The 16,676-nt window shown below is 70.7% G+C and carries 16 protein-coding genes; 11 read left to right on the top strand and 5 right to left on the bottom strand.

What is annotated here, in order from left to right:
* Positions 1-147: 147 nt before the first annotated feature.
* Both ACILRF_RS08340 and ACILRF_RS08335 read left to right on the top strand, forming a co-directional pair.
* A complete protein-coding gene (locus ACILRF_RS08340) occupies positions 148-1,809 on the top strand; it encodes a glycosyltransferase family 4 protein (protein WP_395671823.1) in 1,662 nt (553 codons plus the stop codon).
* Between the two features lie 212 nt (positions 1,810-2,021).
* A complete protein-coding gene (locus ACILRF_RS08335; RefSeq protein WP_395671822.1) occupies positions 2,022-2,930 on the top strand; it encodes a TylF/MycF/NovP-related O-methyltransferase in 909 nt (302 codons plus the stop codon).
* Here ACILRF_RS08335 and ACILRF_RS08330 read toward each other — a convergent pair.
* Together ACILRF_RS08330 and ACILRF_RS08325 are read right to left on the bottom strand one after the other, a co-directional pair.
* On the bottom strand, positions 2,927-3,964 hold the full coding sequence (locus tag ACILRF_RS08330; RefSeq protein WP_395671821.1) for a M23 family metallopeptidase: 1,038 nt from the start codon (positions 3,962-3,964) through the stop codon (positions 2,927-2,929). The two genes, ACILRF_RS08335 and ACILRF_RS08330, sit on opposite strands and share 4 nt — an antisense overlap.
* 58 nt (positions 3,965-4,022) lie before the next feature.
* Positions 4,023-4,766, bottom strand: coding sequence for a sulfotransferase domain-containing protein (locus ACILRF_RS08325; RefSeq protein ID WP_395671820.1), 744 nt, complete (start codon positions 4,764-4,766; stop codon positions 4,023-4,025).
* Positions 4,767-4,871: 105 nt separating this feature from the next.
* Between ACILRF_RS08325 and rfbF the strand changes: the two genes are divergently transcribed.
* From rfbF to ACILRF_RS08290, 7 genes are read left to right on the top strand one after another with little or no spacing between them, the layout of a single operon-like run.
* Positions 4,872-5,639, top strand: a complete 768-nt coding sequence (gene rfbF, locus ACILRF_RS08320; RefSeq protein WP_395671819.1) for a glucose-1-phosphate cytidylyltransferase — start codon at positions 4,872-4,874, stop codon at positions 5,637-5,639.
* Between the two features lie 11 nt (positions 5,640-5,650).
* Entirely contained in the window at positions 5,651-6,712 is a 1,062-nt protein-coding gene (rfbG, locus tag ACILRF_RS08315) for a CDP-glucose 4,6-dehydratase (protein WP_395671818.1), read from the top strand.
* The gene (locus ACILRF_RS08310) at positions 6,709-7,950 is read left to right on the top strand and encodes a methyltransferase domain-containing protein (protein WP_395671817.1); all 1,242 of its coding nucleotides are present in this window, start codon (positions 6,709-6,711) and stop codon (positions 7,948-7,950) included. The genes rfbG and ACILRF_RS08310 overlap by 4 nt, the downstream gene beginning before the upstream one ends.
* Complete coding sequence (locus ACILRF_RS08305; RefSeq protein WP_395671816.1) at positions 7,950-8,480, top strand: dTDP-4-dehydrorhamnose 3,5-epimerase family protein; 531 nt, start codon at positions 7,950-7,952, stop codon at positions 8,478-8,480. Before ACILRF_RS08310 ends, ACILRF_RS08305 begins: the two co-directional genes overlap by 1 nt.
* A gap of 12 nt (positions 8,481-8,492) precedes the next feature.
* Positions 8,493-9,563: an FkbM family methyltransferase gene (locus ACILRF_RS08300; protein WP_395671815.1), complete on the top strand. Its 1,071-nt coding sequence runs from the start codon at positions 8,493-8,495 to the stop codon at positions 9,561-9,563.
* 4 nt (positions 9,564-9,567) lie between these two features.
* Positions 9,568-10,374, top strand: coding sequence for an NAD-dependent epimerase/dehydratase family protein (locus ACILRF_RS08295; RefSeq protein WP_395671814.1), 807 nt, complete (start codon positions 9,568-9,570; stop codon positions 10,372-10,374).
* A complete protein-coding gene (locus tag ACILRF_RS08290; RefSeq protein WP_395671813.1) occupies positions 10,371-11,021 on the top strand; it encodes a hypothetical protein in 651 nt (216 codons plus the stop codon). Before ACILRF_RS08295 ends, ACILRF_RS08290 begins: the two co-directional genes overlap by 4 nt.
* Before the next feature lie 57 nt (positions 11,022-11,078).
* Here the strand turns inward: ACILRF_RS08290 and ACILRF_RS08285 are convergent, their stop codons facing one another.
* Genes ACILRF_RS08285 through ACILRF_RS08275 form a run of 3 tightly spaced genes read right to left on the bottom strand, consistent with a single transcriptional unit; the run spans position 11,079 to position 14,326 of the window.
* Positions 11,079-13,349, bottom strand: coding sequence for a tetratricopeptide repeat protein (locus tag ACILRF_RS08285; protein ID WP_395671812.1), 2,271 nt, complete (start codon positions 13,347-13,349; stop codon positions 11,079-11,081).
* Positions 13,350-13,407: 58 nt separating this feature from the next.
* The gene (locus ACILRF_RS08280) at positions 13,408-13,665 is read right to left on the bottom strand and encodes a SemiSWEET family sugar transporter (protein ID WP_395671811.1); all 258 of its coding nucleotides are present in this window, start codon (positions 13,663-13,665) and stop codon (positions 13,408-13,410) included.
* Positions 13,666-13,675: 10 nt separating this feature from the next.
* Complete coding sequence (locus tag ACILRF_RS08275) at positions 13,676-14,326, bottom strand: sensor histidine kinase (protein WP_395671810.1); 651 nt, start codon at positions 14,324-14,326, stop codon at positions 13,676-13,678.
* 117 nt (positions 14,327-14,443) lie between these two features.
* On the opposite strand from ACILRF_RS08275, the gene ACILRF_RS08270 reads away from it, so the two are divergent.
* Together ACILRF_RS08270 and ACILRF_RS08265 are read left to right on the top strand one after the other, a co-directional pair.
* Complete coding sequence (locus ACILRF_RS08270; protein ID WP_395671824.1) at positions 14,444-15,862, top strand: sensor histidine kinase; 1,419 nt, start codon at positions 14,444-14,446, stop codon at positions 15,860-15,862.
* A 62-nt stretch (positions 15,863-15,924) separates the two neighbouring features.
* Positions 15,925-16,676, top strand: a 752-nt coding sequence (locus ACILRF_RS08265) for a phosphate ABC transporter permease family protein (RefSeq protein ID WP_395671809.1), incomplete at its 3' end; no start/stop codon positions are given.

Below are 16,676 nucleotides of genomic sequence, written 5' to 3'. Positions count from 1 at the left end.
CTGGACGGCGTCACCGCCGCCGGGTTCGCCTTCGGCGACATCGTCTAAGACCCTTCGGCTTCGGCCAAAGGTGAGGGCCGCCCTTCGGGGCGGCCCTTTTCTTTTGCGCGGCTTGCTGGGTTTCGCGATGGCCGGTTAAGACCGGACATGGCCAACGCGGCGATCTACCTGCACCCCAATGGGTTCGACACCACCGGCAAGGAACTGCTCGGCCGGCATTCGGCCGGCGAGAGCTTCCTGCGCGGCTTCCTGCGTCACGCCGACGTCGACCGCTTCTTCATGTGGAATTCCGCCTGGAAACCCCAGGCCGAGCTCGACGCCCTGCTGGCCCGCATCCATCCGCTGGCCAAGCCGGTCCGCTGGATCGGCTCGCGCGACCGCACCGCCCTGCAGGAAGCCGGCGTCGTCAACCTGCCGCACCCCGACCTTCCGGCCGAGGCCTGGCGCCGCCGGCCCTACGGGGGCGCGGCCTTCTCCCTCTGCGGGATCACCCACACCACCGCGACCGCGAACGTCATGCGGATCCTCCCCGACCTGCTTATCTCGCCGACGCAGGACCACGACGCCCTGATCTGCACCTCCAACGCCGTCCATGACGGCGTCGAGACCCAGCTCGAGATGGTCCGCGAGTACCTCGCCGCCGAATTCGGCCCGCGCCGCCGGCCCGAGCCGATGCGCGTCGTCATCCCGCTCGGCGTCAACGTCGACGACTTCGCCACCACCGAAGAGCACCGTCGGGCCTGGCGCGAGAAGCTCGACATCCCCGACGACGCCGTCGTCGCTCTCTACGTCGGCCGCTTCAACGTCCGCGCCAAGATGAACCCGGCCCTGATGGCCCTGGCGCTCGAACGCGCCGCCCGGCGCACCGGCAAGACCATCTGCTGGGTCAATTCCGGCTGGGGCCCGACGCCGGAGGTCGAGGCCCAGTTCCACCGCGACAGCGCCGCCCTCTGCCCCTCCGTCCTCTATCGCAGCGTCGACGGCCGCCCGGCCGAGACCCGGTTCTCGATCTGGTCGGTCGCCGACCTCTTCGTCAGCTTCTCGGACAACATCCAGGAGACCTTCGGCCTCACGCCGGTCGAGGCCATGGCCGCCGGCCTGCCCTGCGTCGTCACCGACTGGAACGGCTACAAGGACACCGTCCGCGACGGCGAGGACGGCTTCCGCATCCCGACGATCGCGCCGGCGCCGGGCGCCGGCCGCGACCTCGCCTACTGGTTCGACAACGCCTGGCTCAACTACGACAACTACGTCGGGGCCGCCGCCCAGTTCACCGCCCTGGACCTCGACGCCGCCGGCGCCGCCATCGCCACCCTCGTCGACAACCCGGACCTGCGTCGCCGGATGGGCGAGAGCGCCCACCGCCGGGCCCGCGAGGTGTTCGACTGGTCGGTGATCATCCCGCAGTACCAGGCCCTGTGGGCCGAGCAGAACGCCCGCCGCGCCGCCGCCGCGCCGGTCCCGCCGCAGCATGACAACCCGATGCGGCCGGACCCCTTCCGCCTCTTCAAGTCCTACCCCACCCACCACCTGACCGCCGACAGCCGCATCGCCCTGGCGCCCGGTATGGACACCGCCGCCGCACTGGAACTGCTGAACGGCCCGCTGACCGCCTACGCCGCCTTCCAGCGCCCGACCCAGGAAGAGATAGGCGCCGTCATCGTCTGGTTGGCGGGGCGCGGCGAGGCGACCCTGCGTGACCTGCTGCTGGCGATCGTGCCCCAGCCACGGCGCCTGACGGTCAGCCGCGGCCTGATCTGGATGGCGCGCTATGGGGTGCTGACGATCCATCCGCCGGCCGGCGGATGACGGCGCAGAGCCAAGCCATGGCCCTGAAAACGCAACGGCCGGGCGGCGGGTCCCGAAACCCGCCGCCCGGCCAAAGCGACACAGCCCACTGGAGAGTTGAGCTGACAGGCCTTTCTAGACCAAAGCTTTGCCGGACGGAAGCGAATCCCTGATCACGTCCGGGTTAACGTTCCGTCTTTTGATCTGAAGACCCTGCAGCTGGAGCCCGCCCCGTGGCCGACCTGACATTCCGCGATCTCAGCGTCCCCCAGGGGGTGGCGATGGCCGAGGGCCTGATGCGGGAGAAGTTCTACGTCCTGGCGCGGAACATCTTTCGCTCGGTGATCGCCCGGGCCAACGGCCAGGAGCGGCGCTACATCCGCCGCCGTCTGCTGCTGATTCAGCGGGTCTCGCCGCGGACGCCTTGGCTCTATGACCTGCTGCGCCTGCTGGAGCCCAACACGACCAACGTCTTCGTCGGCGACGGCCTCGCCACCTGGATGAAGGTCGCCCCCTTCATGGAGGACGAGCGGTTCCTCGACCTCGCCGAGCGCCACGGCGAACTGATCCCCGTCGCCGGCCTGCACTGGAACCTCAGCGTCGTGCTGTGGGCCGTCAAACGTGCTCAGGCGCTCGACGGCGACTTCGTCGAGCTCGGCGTCTTCAAGGGCCACACCACCCTGTTCTGCGCCGAATACCTCGGCTTCCAGGACTGGGCCAAAAACTGGTTCCTCTACGACACCTTCGACGGCGTGCCGGACGACCAACTCGACGCCGGGTGGGCCGACGCCAACCGCCGGGCCTACAAGAACACCTTCTCCTACGACGAGGTGGTCGCCCGCTTCGCGCCCTATCCGAACATCCGGGTCACGCAGGGCCGGGTGCCGGAGATCCTGTCCGACGTCTGCCCTGACCGGATCGCTTTCCTGCACGTCGACCTGAACAACTCCCAGGCCGAGATCGCCGCCCTCGACGCTCTCTACGACCGCATCGTCCCCGGCGGCGTCATCGTCTTCGACGACTTCGCCTGGGACGTCGCCGGCGCCCAGCGCAAGGCCGAGGTCGAATGGTTCGCCGCCCGCGGGCTTGAGATCCTCGCCCTCCCGACCGGCCAGGGCCTGTTCATCAAGCCCCTGGCCTAGAGCGCCATCTCGAACCGCCGCTCGGCCGCGACCTTGCCGGCCCGGTGGATGCGGGTGACCGCCGAATAGCGCCCGGCCGGCCAGCCGCCGGCCGGCTGCTTCTTCCCGACGAAGGCGAAGTATTGCGCCTTGTCGCGGTCCATCGGCTTGCTGCGATTGGTGGCCAGGACCGCTCCGTCCGGCGCCGTCAGCGACAGCTCCAGCTCGTCGCCGCCCTCCAGGCCGATGGCCCGCGCATAGGCGACGAAATAGGGCGCCGCGGCGGTTGGCCTCGCGATCCCGCCGGCCTCGACATCGGCCGCCTGCACCGGCCCGGCCGCAAACCCGGCGTTGAGGATCGCACCCGCCTTGTAGCCCAGCTGGCGCGCCACCGCCGGCGCCCACAACGTCGGCTGCGGCGCGCACGCGCCGGGCGCGCGCGGCTGCGGCGCGAACGGGTCCACCCGCTGGCCGTCGCGCCGCACGCTCAGGTGAACGTGCGCGAACTCGGTGTTGCCGGAAAGGCCGACCTTGGCGATCGGCTGGCCGGTCGTCACCTGGTCGCCGACCTTCACCCGCACGCTGCCGCGCGCCACGTGGCAGACCTGCGTCTCCCATCCGCCGCCGTGGTCGATGACCACGCCGTTGCCGCAGTCCTGGCCGGCGAGGGGCGGCGCCGCCGGGTCGCGGATCGAGATGTCCTGAACGCCGTCGCGCAGCCGCGCCACCCGCCCGGCGGCCACGGCCAGGACGTCGACGCCCCGCCGCTGGGCCGCCATGTCCGGAATGCGGAAATCGATGCCGCCGTGCTCGGCATAGGTCCGCCGGCCGCATCGATAGTCCTGCACCGCCGGCCCCGGATCGGCGTCCTGGTAGCTCTGCACCTCGCAGTCGACGCCGATGGTGCAGGCCAGCGGCAGCGACAGCTGCGGGCCCGCCGCCCCGGACGCGATCGGCTGGACCGCCTGGGCCGGCGCGCTCTGCGCCTTCGCCGGGGCCGGCTCCTGGGAACACGCCGCCACCGCGACGGAGAGAGCGATCGGGAGGTGGCGCATGTCGCGGTCCTTCTGGTCTCGCACCGTGATTGGCCGGATCTGCCGCCAAAAATATGGCCTATCCAAACGAAAACCCCACCAGGTCCCGCAGCCGCGCCTGGTCCGTCGCATAGATCCGCCGCAGGAACGCCACGTCCTCGGCCGTTAGCTCTGAGGGGTAGTCCATTTGCCGGCCGACGTGCACCTCTCGGCGGGCCGGCGCCGGTCCGATCGGCGCGCCGATGTGGGCCCGGACCTTCGCCAGCGCCGCCCCGGGATCCTCGCGCAGCGCGTCCGACGTCAGCACCAGCACCTGCTCGCGCGGAAACAGCGCCAGAAGCCGCGCCATCTGCTCGCCATAGAACCCCCGCTCGACGTAGGAGAACTCCCGATGATGGCCCCACGGCCGGGCGTCGAACAGCCGCTGCCGACCCTCGCGGATGCACCAGGCGAACCGCTCCGTCTCCGCCCCGCGCGCATACTCCATCTTCCAGTGCGACCAGGCCCGCGCCACCGGATCACGCAGCAGCACGATCAGCCGCATGGCCGGGTTGTAGGCCGCAATGCGCTCCAGGCTGCCCGGCCAGTAGACGTAGATCGGCGTCGCCTCGCCGCACGGCCGCCCGTCCGGCGGGCCGAAGCGGGCGTGATAGGCGTCGTAATCCGGCGCGCCCCAGTTCTGGCTCTCGTCGTCGAAGAAGTGGACCTCCTTCACCGTCGACAGCGCCACCCCCGGCTCGGCCAGATAGTCGAACAGCGCGGTCGTGCCGCCCTTCTGCACCCCGGCGATGATGAAGCTGACGCGCGGGGCGACCTTGGCCATGCATCTCCATCCCCCGCCGCGCCCCACCCGGCAAGCCTTTCGCGCGTCGGCCCCGCCGTTTAAGACGGTGACGGGCGAATCCAACTGGGGCGGACGATAGGTCGGATGAAGACGGTGATCCTGGCGGGCGGCCTCGGAACGCGGATCTCCGAGGAAAGCCACCTCAAGCCCAAGCCGATGATCGAGATCGGCGGCCGGCCGATCCTCTGGCACATCATGCGGCTGTTTTCGCACTACGGCTTCAACGACTTCGTCGTCTGCCTTGGGTACAAGGGCTATGTGGTGAAGGAGTACTTCGCCAACTATGTCCTGCATAACGCCGACCTGACCGTCGACCTGGCCAAGGGGTCGATTGAGTACCACTCCACCCATCACGAACCCTGGCGCGTCACCCTCGTCGACACCGGCGAGGAAACGATGACCGGCGGCCGGCTCAAGCGGGTCGCGCCCTACCTTCCCGCCGGCGCGCCGTTCTTCCTCACCTACGGCGACGGCGTCGCCGACCTCGACCTGAAAGCCCTGGCCGATTTCCACCGCGCCCACGGCAGGGCGGCCACGGTCACCGCCGTCGTCCCGCCCGGCCGCTACGGCGCCCTCGACATCCAGGACGGTCAGGTCCAGCGGTTCGTCGAAAAGCCGCCGGGCGACAACGGCCTGATCAACGGCGGCTTCTTCGTGTTGCAGCCGGAGGTCGTCGATCGCATCGCCGGCGACGCCACCGTCTGGGAGCAGGAGCCCCTGACCGGCCTCGCGGCGGACGGCCAGCTGATGGCTCACCGCCACACCGGCTTCTGGGCCCCGATGGATACCTTGCGCGACAAGAACATCCTCGAGGGCCTCTGGGCGTCGGGCGAGGCGCCCTGGAAACGATGACCGGGGAAGCGATGAGGGTCGATCCCGCCTTCTGGGCCGGCCGGCGCGTCCTGCTGACCGGCCACACCGGGTTCAAGGGCGCCTGGGCGGCGCTCTGGCTGGCGCGGATGGGCGCACGGGTCACCGGCCTCGCCCTCGATCCCGACCAGGACCCGGCCCTGTTCAACCTGGCCGGCGTCGGCGAGCTGATCGACAGCCGCATCGTCGATCTGCGCGACGCCGCCGCCGTCGACGCCGCCCTGGCCGGCGACGAAGCCGAGGTCGTCCTGCACCTCGCCGCCCAGCCGATCGTCCGCACCGCCATCGCCGACCCGGTGATGACGCTGGCCAGCAACGTCATGGGGACAGCGCACCTGCTCCAGGCCCTGCGCCGCCAGATCGGGACCCTTACGGCCGTGCTCGTCGTCACCTCCGACAAGGTCTACGCCAATGCCGAGACCGGCCGCGCCTTCTCCGAGGCCGACGCGCTGGGCGGCAAGGATCCCTATTCGGCCTCCAAGGCCGCGACGGAGATCGTCGCGGCCAGCTTCGCCCGCAGCTATTTCGACAAGGCCGGCGTCCCGGTCGCGACGGCTCGGGGCGGCAACGTCATCGGCGGCGGCGACTTCTCCCGCGACCGTCTCGTCGCCGACATCGTCCGCGCCGCGCGCGCCGGCGAGCCGGTCGTCCTGCGCCATCCGGAGGCGACGCGGCCGTGGCAGCATGTGCTCGACTGCGTCGCCGGCTACCTCGTCCACGCCCAGGCGCTGGCGACCCGCCCCGCGACCCCCCGCGCCCTCAACTTCGGCCCGCGTCCCGGCGGTCCCGATGTGACGGTGGGCGAACTCGCCACCCTCGGCGTCGAGGCGCTCGGCGCCAGGCCCTGGATCCACGAGCCTGACCCGGATTCCATCGAGGCCAGGTCCCTGGCCATCGACGCCGGCCTCGCCCGCCGGACGCTCGGCTTCGAAAGCCGCCTCGACGCCCCGCTGGCTGTGCGCCTGACCATGGACTGGTATCGCCGCCAGGCGGCCGGGGAGGACGCCCGCGCCCTTTGCCTCGAACAGATCGACGGCTACGAAGCCAGCGCATGACCACCCCGCCGCCCTGCCGTTTCTGCGGCGCCCCGCTCGAGCACACCGTCCTCGACCTCGGCCGCCAGCCGCTGGCCAACTCGAACCTGACCTGCGAACAGCTTGAGGCGGGTGGCGAGCAGGCCTGGCCGCTGCACGCGCGGGTCTGCGGCGACTGCTTCCTGGTGCAGGTCGACGACGCCGTCCCGCCGGAGGCGATCTTCGACGCCGACTATGCCTACTTCTCGTCCTACTCGCCGAGCTGGGTGGCGCACGCCAAGCGCTACGCCGAGGCCATGGCGACGCGGCTCGACCTCGGGCCGGAGTCTCTGGTCGTCGAGGTGGCCAGCAACGACGGCTACCTGCTGCAGCACTTCCTGGCCATGGACATCCCTGTCCTCGGGGTCGAGCCGACCGCCAACACGGCCGAGGCGGCCAGGGCCCGCGGCGTCCGCACCGAGGTGGCGTTCTTCAACGCCGACACCGCCCCCGACCTTGCCGCCCGCTACGGCCGCGCCGACCTGATGGCCGCCAACAACGTCCTCGCCCACGTGCCGCGCATCGGCGAGTTCGTCGCCGGCTTCCGCCACATGCTGAAGGACGACGGCGTCCTGACCTTCGAATTCCCGCACCTGCTGAACCTCATCGAACAGGTTCAGTTCGATACGATCTACCACGAGCATTATTCCTACCTGTCGCTGGTGGCGGTGGAGCGGGTGCTGATCGCCCACGGCCTGCGGCCCTTCGACGTCGAGCTGCTGCCGACCCACGGCGGCTCCCTGCGCCTGTTCGTCTGCCACGCCGGCTCGGGCCATGAGGAAACCGAGGCCCTGCATGCGCTGCGGGCCCGCGAGCACGCCGCGCGCCTTGACCGGCTGGAGGGCTACGACGGCTATACGCCCCGCGTCGAAGCCGTCCGCGACAGCTTCCGCGCCTTCCTCGCCCAGGCCAGGTCCGAGGGCAAACGCATCGCCGCCTACGGCGCGGCCGCCAAGGGCAACACCTTCCTCAACTACTGCGGCGCCACGGCGGACGACATCGTCGCCGCCTTCGACGCCAATCCTGCCAAGCAGGGCCGCTACCTGCCCGGCAGTCACGTGCCGATCCTCTCGCCCGAGAAGGTCGCCGAGGTCCGCCCCGACTACGTCCTGATCCTGCCCTGGAACCTCAAGGACGAGATCATGGGACAGCTGGCCTATGTCCGCGACTGGGGCGGCCGCTTCGTCACCGCCTCGCCGCGCACCGAGATCCTGCCCTGATGCGGTTCTCGGCGACGGACATCCCTGGGGTGGTGGTGGTCGACGCCGATCGCCGCGAGGACGCCCGCGGGGCCTTCGCCCGCCTGCACTGCCCGGAGGAGTTCGCCGCCGCCGGACACCCGTTCGCGCCCGCCCAGACCAGCCTGTCGCGCAATCCGCGCGCCGGAACCCTGCGCGGCCTGCACCATCAGCCCCCGCCCAATGCGGAGGTGAAGCTGGTTCGCGCGGTCCGTGGCCGGATCTTCGACGTCGCCGTCGACCTGCGCCCGGACAGTCCGACCCATCGCCGCTGGACCGCCGTCGAACTTTCGGCCGACAACCTGCGCGCCGTCCTCATCCCCGAAGGCGTCGCCCACGGCTTCCTTACTCTGGAGCCGGACTGCGACGTGCTCTACCAGATCAGCCCCGCCTACCGGCCTGGTCACGAGGCCGGCGTGCGCTGGGACGATCCCGTGTTCGCCATCGACTGGCCCGCCGTCCCTCAGCTCATCTCCGAGCGCGACGCGGCCTACCCGGACTACCGGGCCTAGAAACTGCCAAGGATGACCATGTCTCAGGAAAAGGCGCTCCAGGCCCTCTCGCGCATCGCCGGAACGGACGAATGGCGCGCCGCGCTCATCCGCCAGCTCGTGGCCTTCGAGGGGCAGATCCAGGCTCCCGGCGTCGACGTTCGCGAGGAGCTGACCGGCCCGCTGGTCGACGCCCTGTTCGATGACGACCAGGTGGTCCGCAAGACGCTTTCCAACGGCGTCACCTTCGAGTTCCTCTACCGCTCGAAGATCGCCCGCGATTTCGTGATGTCGACGCCCGAGGCCCCCGACCACGCCTGGGAGCCGCAGACCAGCCGCATCCTCGTCGATCTCGCCCGTCGGGCCGAGCAGGTGGTGATCGGCGGCGCCTACTTCGGCGACCATGCGGTGCTGATCGCCCGCGAGGTGGCGAAGCGTGGCGGGACCGTCCACGCCTTCGAGCCAAACAGCCAGCAGCGCGCCATGCTAACCCGCAACGCCGGGCTCAACGGCCTGACCAACATCGTCGCCCGGCCCGAGGGCCTCTGGCACGACAGCACCACCAACCTGAAGCTGGTCGGCTACGACAGCTTCGCCAGCGCCGAGGCGGCCGAGGATGGGGAGGGCGACGCCTTCCGCACCGTCACCATCGCCGACTACCTCCAGGCCGCCGGCGTGGGCCGCCTCGACCTGATCGTCCTCGACATCGAGGGCGCCGAACTCGGCGCCCTGCGCGGCGCAGAACCCTTCCTGGCCCGCCCGGCCGGCGAGGCGCCGGACATCCTGTTCGAGGTCCACCGCCACTATGTCGACTGGACGAACGGTTTGCTCGACACCGACATCGCCCGGCTGCTGACCGGCCACGGCTACACCCTGTTCGCCCTTCGCGACTTCAATTCCAACTACGACCTGGCCGGCAAGCCCGTCGAGCTGATCCCCGCCGACGCCGTTTACCTCGACGGCCCGCCGCACGGCTTCAACATGGTGGCGGTCAAGGACGCTTCGGTGTTCGAGGGGCCGGGCTACGCGATCGTCCGCGACGTCAGCCCGAAATACCTGCGCCACAAGGACCCGGCGCTGCACCATCCGGTCGGGGGCCTGTGAGGCCATGGGGCGCGCGGCGACGATCGTCGGCGCGGCGGGTTTCGTCGGCCAGCGCCTGAACGCCCGCCTCGTCGCCGACGGCTGGGACGTCTACGCCCCGGCCAAGGGCGACCCCGACCTCCTGACCCGCGACCTCGGGACCGTCTTCTACTGCGCCGGCCTCACCGCCGATTACGACCGCCGCCCGTTCGACACGGTGGAGGCCCACGCCAGCCTGGTCTCGCAGATCATTCGCGCCGACCGCTTCGCGCGGTTGGTCTATCTGTCCTCGACCCGCCTTTACGACGGTCTGCCCAAGGCCGAGGTCGACGAGGACGAGCCGCTGGTCTTCGCCCCCGCCGACCCCCGCCGGGTCTACGACCTCTCCAAGGCGCTGGGCGAGAACCTGACCCTGGCCCGCACCGGCGGCAGGGGCGCCGTCGCCCGGCTGTCCAACGTCTTCGACTGGACGGAGGGGGCCCCAGGCTTCCTGTCCGAATGGCTGATCCAGGCCCGCGCGGAGCGGGCCCTCCATCTCGCCTCCAGCCCGCACATCCGCCGCGACTACATCCACCTGGACGACGTCGTCGACGCCCTCGTCGCTCTGGCGCGAGGCGAGCCGGCCGGGATCGTCAACGTGGCGTCAGGCGAGCTCACCTCCAACGCCGGGATCGCCGAGGTCTTCCGCGCCGCCGGCTGGCAGGTCGACTTCTCCGGCGACGCCGACCCCCCGCGGCCGCCCAACGCCAGCGTCGCAAAGCTGGCCAGCCTCGGCGTCCGGCCGCGCCCGGTCCGCGACGTCGTCTGCGCCTATCTGGAGAGCCTCACGTGAAGCTGGTCGACCACAGCCGCGAAAGCCTGCTGGACTACGTCGCCCGCCAGTGCGCCCACGTCGTGCCGGACGGCAAGGACGCCGCCTTCCGCGCCGCCTGCGACGCCCATCTCGATGAAGCGCTGGAGCGCCTGCACGTCTGCATCAACGCCTGCGCGCCCTGGCGGCCGGACCAGTTCAACGTGCTGCAATCCTCGCAGCACACGATCTTCCTCTACTACCTCGCCAACACCATCTGGCGGCGCTCGGGCGAGACCGCCGCTCCGACCCGCCTCTTCCTTGTGAACAAGGCCTTCAACGGCATCGACCTCTTCTACGAGATCGCCATGCCGAGCCGCTTCTACATCGGCCACAGCGTCGGCATCGTGCTGGCCAAGGCGACCTATGGCGAGCACCTCGTGCTCTACCAGAACTCCACGGTCGGCCGGCACAAGGACCAGATTCCGGTCATCGGCGACCGCGTGATCCTCTATCCCAACAGCGCCGTCATCGGTCGCGCCGTCGTCGAGGCCGATGCGGTGATCAGCCAGGGGACCAGCGTGATCAACGCCCGCGTTCCGGCGGGACGGATGGCCTTCCGCGGGCCGGAGGGGCTGGTGTACCGGCCGCGCCCGGACGACCTGCTCGGCGAGTATTTTCGTCTGTAGAAACCCTCCTCTCTCCCGAGCGCAGCGAAGAGAGGGAGAGGATAGAGGAGAGGGACCTCACACCACCCGGGCCACCATGTCGTAGAAGTCCTTCGCCCACGCCTCGGTCTGGCCGAGGGGGCTCTGCCGGACCATCTCCCGCAGGTCGCGGCGCAGGGCGCGCCGCCGCTCGCGGTCGCCGGCCAGTTTCAACGCCAGCGCCTGGTATTGCTCGAGGTCGCGCGCGCACAGATCGCCCAGCCCGGCGTTCGACAGAATCGAATAGCTCAGCCGCTCGAAGAACGCCTCGCCGACCAGGGTCACCAGCGGCACGCCCATCCACAGCGACTCCGTCGTCGTCGTGCCGCCGGTCAGCGGGAAGGGGTCCAGGGTGATGTCGATCTCGTTGTAGAACGGCATGTGCTTGCCGCGGACGGTGTGGAAGATCACCCGGTCCTCGCCGACCCCTTCCAGGGCGAACTGCGCCAGGATGTTCCGGCGGAACGTCGCCCCTTCGCCTTCTGGCCGCACGAAGGCGAAGCGCGAGCCCGGGACCGCCGCCACCACCCGCGCCCAGGCCCGCAACACCTCGCGGCTGTACTTGTGCGGGTTGTTCGCCGTGCCGAAGGTGATGAAACCGTTGCGCTCTTCCGGCAACTGCTCGGCGAGCGGATGATGGTCGGAGAACACCGCCCGGCCGAGCGCCAGCCAGGTGTGCGGCATGGTCAGCGGCTGCTCTAGGATCAGGTCCGTCTGCTCCGGCCGCGAGTACGGGTCGCAGACGAAGTAGTCGATCGTCGAGAGCCCTGCCGAGTGCGGATAGCCTAGCCAGCTCGCCTGCTTGCGGGCGGGCTTGTAAGCCATGACCTCGAGCTTGTTCATATAGGTCGAGCCGCCGAGCTCGATCAGCATGTCGAGGTCGTCGTCGGCGATCATCTGCGCGGCGTCGGGAGCCGAGATGTCCGGCCGCCAGCGATAGGCGCTGACCCGTTCGGTGATGTACCGCTGCAGCGGATCTTCCTGGCCCTGGTAGAACGAGTAGCAGAACACCTCGAAGCGCGGGTCCAGGTGCTCGAACAGCGGCAGGGCGAAATAGGCCACCGGATGCTGGCGCAGGTCCGAGGACATGAAGCCGAGCCGGATCTTGCCGCCGGCCGCCCGCGCGGGCGGCCGTCTCACCGGCCGCAACGCCGCCGAGGCTTCCTCGCGTCGCCCCCAGATGCGGTGCTGCTCCAGCAGTTCCACCCGGTCCTCGTGCGACTTCACCCGCGCCAGCTGCTTCAGCAACGCCGTGTGCCGCCCGCTCTCCGCCCACTCGCGGCCCAGGTCCCTGAACGAGCCGAGGGCGTCGATCTCGTCGTAGGCGCAGACGCGGATCAGCACCTCGTTGGCGATCTTCGTGCCCGACGGGCCGAACTCCGCACGCTGCGGCATCGCCGCCCGGGTCAGCTGATAGGCCTCCTCGATGTTCGCCGCCTCGTCGCCGCTGCGCGTGCGCTCCAGGCTCTCGATCAGCGACAACCGGTATTCGACCTTCTCCGGCGCCAGCTCGACGGCCCGGCGCAGGTGCACGTTGCCCGCCTCCCGGTCGTAGTCCGACAGCGTCGCGCCGAGCTGATAGTGCAGCCAGGCGGCGTTCGGATGACGCGGCAGGAGCTCGCGCAGATAGGCCTCGGCCCGCCGCGCCTCGCCGGCCCGCCGCATCAGCAGCGCCCGGGCCTCCAGCAGCCGCGGATGGTCCGGATTGGCGGCCAGCGCCTTGTCGAGGGTGGCCTCCGCCTCGGCGTTCTTGTGCTCCTCGTTGAACAGGCCGGTGAGGTCCATCCAGGCCTCGACCAGGCCCTTGTTCAGCGCCACCGCCTGGCGCAGGCGGGCGCGGGCCGGCTCGCGCTTGCCCTGGCGCATCAGGGACCGGCCGTACTGCCGCTGCAGCTCGGCGTCCTTCGGCGCGTGCCGCACCAGCTTGGCCAGCAGGCCCTCGGCCCGGGCGTACTCGCCCATGTCCATCAGGACGTTGGCCTTGTTGATCGCCGGCGACGGATGGCTGGGCTGGATCTTGATCGCTTGGTCCAGCGCCGCCACCGCCTCGGGATAGCGCCGCAGCTGGCGCAGGATGACCCCGCGCATGTTCCACAGCTCGAAGTCGCGCGGATGGCGGGCCACGGCCCGCTCGGCCCAGTCCTCGCCCTCGGCGAAGCGGTTCTCGCGGTAGAGCTGCAGCAGCAGGGCCCGATAGACGCCGACCGGCCGCTCCGGGTTCTCACCCAGCGCGGCCAGGATGTGGGCGATGGCCTCGGCCCTGCGCCCGGTCTTCAGGGCCGCTTCGGCCAGCGCCAGCCTGTCGCTCATCCGGAAATCACCTCGCCTCGCACGAGGGTCGAGGGATAAGGCGCGTGGCTACGTCTGGCTAGGTCCGCCGGCTGAACCGCCACTTCAGGGCGAGGATGGTCGCCGACAGCACCAGACACACCGCGTTGGCCCCGATCACCGGCCAGCTGGTGGTCAGCACGCCGTAGGCGGTCCAAAGGATGAAACCGGTCACCGTCAGGGCGAACATCCGCAGCGAGATCGACGAGGCGTCCTTCTCGCGCCAGATCTTGGCGATCTGCGGCGTGAAGCTGGCCATCGAACAGATCGCCGCCCCGCCGCCGACGATGTCGGCCATGTGCTCCATCTCAAGCCGTCTCCGGAACTGTCAGGCGGGCGCGCACGCCAGGGTCGGCCGCCTCGATCGCAAGCTGCGCCTTCAACTGCTGGCTCAGCAGCCGCGCCACGGTCAGCCCGAACCCGGCCTGCTCGCCGCCCGGTGGCATGCCCGCCCCGTTGTCGCTCACGGTCAGCTCGAAACCCTCCGCCCCGCCCCGCAGCTCGATGGCCACCACGCCGCCGGTCCCTTCCGGATAGGCATGGCGGCAGGCATTGGAGATCAGCTCGTTGGCGACCAGCGCCAGCGGCGCGGCCTGCGAGGCCGGGACCTCGACGGGATCGAGGCTCAGGCGCATCTCCACGTCGTCGCGGCGGCAGGCCACCGCCAGCTCCGCCGCCAGGTCGCGCAGGAACTCGGCAAGTTCGAAGCGTTGCGCCTCGCCGCCCTGGAACAGCCGCCGATGCACCTGGGCGATCGCGCCCACCCGCTCGAGCATGCCGCGCAGCGCCGCCCGCGTGCCCGGATCCGGCGTCCGCCGGCTCTGCAGCAGCAGCAGCGAGGAGATCAGTTGCAGGTTGTTTTTCGTGCGGTGGTCGATTTCCTGCAGCAGGCGCGTCTTGGCCGCCAGCGCCGCTTCGAGGCCGGCCCGGACATCGTCGTCGTCGTCGAGCCTGTCCATCGTCCGGGCGCCCCGCATCCGGCCACCAACGACAATGGCCAAGGTTTGTTCCGCGGCCATGTCACGCCGATGACATATGCTTGTCCATGCTGAAGGATCGGCCCTGGAGGATTCGCCCTGCCGTTCACCTCGACCAGTCCCCAGCCGGCGCCGGAACGCCAGCCGCCGTCGCGCACGCCCGCCTTCATGGCCGGCGGCGCCGGCCTCGTCGTCCTGGCCCTGCTGGTTGTTTTCGACCGGCTGCCGGCGGTCGACGCGCTGTGGGCCTCGGCGGTGGTGGTCGGCGCCACCGCCTTCGGACTGGCCACCGCTCGTCGTTCGGCCGAGGCCCGGTTCCAGGCCCTGATCCGCGCCTCGGCCGAACAGATGGACGACGCGCCGCCCTATCCGACGCTGATCAACGCGCTGCCGGACCCGATCCTGGTGATCTCGGCCGGCGAGGCCGACGACCTGACCAGCCGCCGCTACATCTTCGCCAACGCCGCCGCCCGACATCTGCTGCGCATCACACGGTCCGAAGGACTGCTGGTCAGCGCCACCCGCGATCCCGGCGTCCTGGCCGCTGCGGAGGAGGCGCTCTATCGCGGCCGCGACGCCGAGGCGATGCACGACACCGGCGGCGCCCAGGCCCAGATCCTGCGCGCCCACGCCCGCCCGCTCGGCCTGGCGTTGAACGGCCGCCGGCTTGCGGTCCTGGTGTTCCGCGACGAGACCGAGTTCCACCGGCTGGAGCGCACCCGCGTCGACTTCCTGGCCAACGCCAGCCACGAGCTGCGCACGCCGCTCGCCTCGATGTCGGGGTTCATCGAGACCCTGCGCGGCCACGCCCGCGACGACGCCGGGGCGCGGGAGAAGTTTCTCGGCATCATGCAGGCTCAGGCCGACCGCATGCGCCGCTTGATCGACGACCTGCTGTCCCTGTCGCGGATCGAGCTCAACGAGCACATCGCCCCGGCGGACCGGATCGATCTCTCCGGCGTCGTCCTCGACGTCATCGACGCCGCCCAGCCCATGGCCCGGGAGAAGGGGGTCGCCCTCGATCCGGAACTGCCGGAAGGGCCGCTGCCGGTGGTCGGCGACCGCGATCAGATCGTCCAGGTCGTCCAGAACCTCGTCGACAACGCCCTGAAATATTCCCGCGCCGGCGGCCGCGTGCGGATCGCCGCCGCCGGGGGCCTGTCCAGCGAGGCGGCGGGCGCCACCGGCCGGCCCGGCCTCAACCGCATATCGCTGCTGACCCCCGACGACCCGCACGGCCCCTACGCCGGCCTCCAGGTCAGCGACGGCGGCGAGGGCATCGCCCGCGAGAACCTGCCGCGCCTCACCGAGCGATTCTACCGCGTCGAGGGCCAGAAGAGCGGCGAGCGCTCCGGCACCGGCCTTGGCCTCGCCATCGTCAAGCACATCGCCCGGCGCCATCGCGGCGGGCTCTCGGTCGAAAGCGCCGTGGGGCAGGGCGCCACCTTCTTCGCCTGGTTCCCGCAGCCGGAGGAGGTCGCGCGGCGCGGGCCCGCCGCTGTCGCGAAACCGTCATAGGACTGTAGCATACGGAGGCCCGTCAGGCGGGCGGTGCGCCCGGGCGGATTTCGGGACCCTCGATGCTGATCTGGGCCGCGTTCCTCGCGCTCGTCCTCTTCTCTGCGGCCGCCTATGTGCTCGGCCGCCGGCGGGTCCTGGCGTCCGGCCCCGCCGGGCCGCGCCCCCATTCGCGCCCCGGCTACCACGGCGCCTATGTGGCGCTCTGGGCCGCGGCGCCCGCTCTTCTCGTGCTCATGCTCTACACCGCCGCCGGCGGCGGGATCGAACAGGCCATCGTCCGCGCCGATCCGCCGGCCGCGATCGCCGGCCTTAGCGGCCCCCAGCAGCAGGTGTTCTTCAACGACGCCCAGGCGCTGGCCCACGGGGCCAGGCGCAGCGAGATCATCTACGAGCCCGCGGTCCAGGCCGCCCTCGACGACACTGCCGGCAAGGGCCAGGCCCTCGGTCAGGTCCTGCGCCTCGGCGCGCTGGCGCTGGCGACGGTGCTGGCGGTCGGCGGCGCGTTCCTCGCCCTCCGTCGCCTGAGCCCGGACTTCCGGGCCCGCAACCGCGTCGAGGGCTGGACCGCCGGCCTGCTGGTTCTCTGCTCGGTGGTCGCCGTCCTGACCACGGTCGGCATCGTCGCCTCCCTGGCCTACGAAAGCCTGCGCTTCTTCCAGTCGGTCTCGCCGATCGACTTCCTGTTCGGGACCACCTGGGACCCGCAGATCGCCATGCGCGCCGACCAGGTGGCGGCCAAGGGCGCGTTCGGCGCCGTGCCGCTGTTCGCCGGCACCTTCCTGATCATGCTGATCGCCATGACGGTCGCCGC

The sequence above is a fragment of the Phenylobacterium sp. genome, assembly GCF_044236515.1.
In the GTDB taxonomy this organism is placed as follows: Bacteria; Pseudomonadota; Alphaproteobacteria; order Caulobacterales; family Caulobacteraceae; genus Phenylobacterium.
Note: the sequence above shows the minus strand (reverse complement) of the source record. Positions and strands in the feature narration are given on the sequence as shown.

Coding starts and splice junctions, on each gene's coding strand:
- ACILRF_RS08340 (WP_395671823.1), top strand. CDS start 148: ATGGCCAACGCGGCGATCTACCTGCACCCCAATGGGTTCGACACCACC.
- rfbG (WP_395671818.1), top strand. CDS start 5,651: ATGAGGGTCGATCCCGCCTTCTGGGCCGGCCGGCGCGTCCTGCTGACC.
- ACILRF_RS08330 (WP_395671821.1), bottom strand. CDS start 3,964: ATGCGCCACCTCCCGATCGCTCTCTCCGTCGCGGTGGCGGCGTGTTCC.
- ACILRF_RS08325 (WP_395671820.1), bottom strand. CDS start 4,766: ATGGCCAAGGTCGCCCCGCGCGTCAGCTTCATCATCGCCGGGGTGCAG.
- ACILRF_RS08285 (WP_395671812.1), bottom strand. CDS start 13,349: ATGAGCGACAGGCTGGCGCTGGCCGAAGCGGCCCTGAAGACCGGGCGC.
- ACILRF_RS08310 (WP_395671817.1), top strand. CDS start 6,709: ATGACCACCCCGCCGCCCTGCCGTTTCTGCGGCGCCCCGCTCGAGCAC.
- ACILRF_RS08275 (WP_395671810.1), bottom strand. CDS start 14,326: ATGGACAGGCTCGACGACGACGACGATGTCCGGGCCGGCCTCGAAGCG.
- rfbF (WP_395671819.1), top strand. CDS start 4,872: ATGAAGACGGTGATCCTGGCGGGCGGCCTCGGAACGCGGATCTCCGAG.
- ACILRF_RS08280 (WP_395671811.1), bottom strand. CDS start 13,665: ATGGCCGACATCGTCGGCGGCGGGGCGGCGATCTGTTCGATGGCCAGC.
- ACILRF_RS08295 (WP_395671814.1), top strand. CDS start 9,568: ATGGGGCGCGCGGCGACGATCGTCGGCGCGGCGGGTTTCGTCGGCCAG.
- ACILRF_RS08300 (WP_395671815.1), top strand. CDS start 8,493: ATGACCATGTCTCAGGAAAAGGCGCTCCAGGCCCTCTCGCGCATCGCC.
- ACILRF_RS08305 (WP_395671816.1), top strand. CDS start 7,950: ATGCGGTTCTCGGCGACGGACATCCCTGGGGTGGTGGTGGTCGACGCC.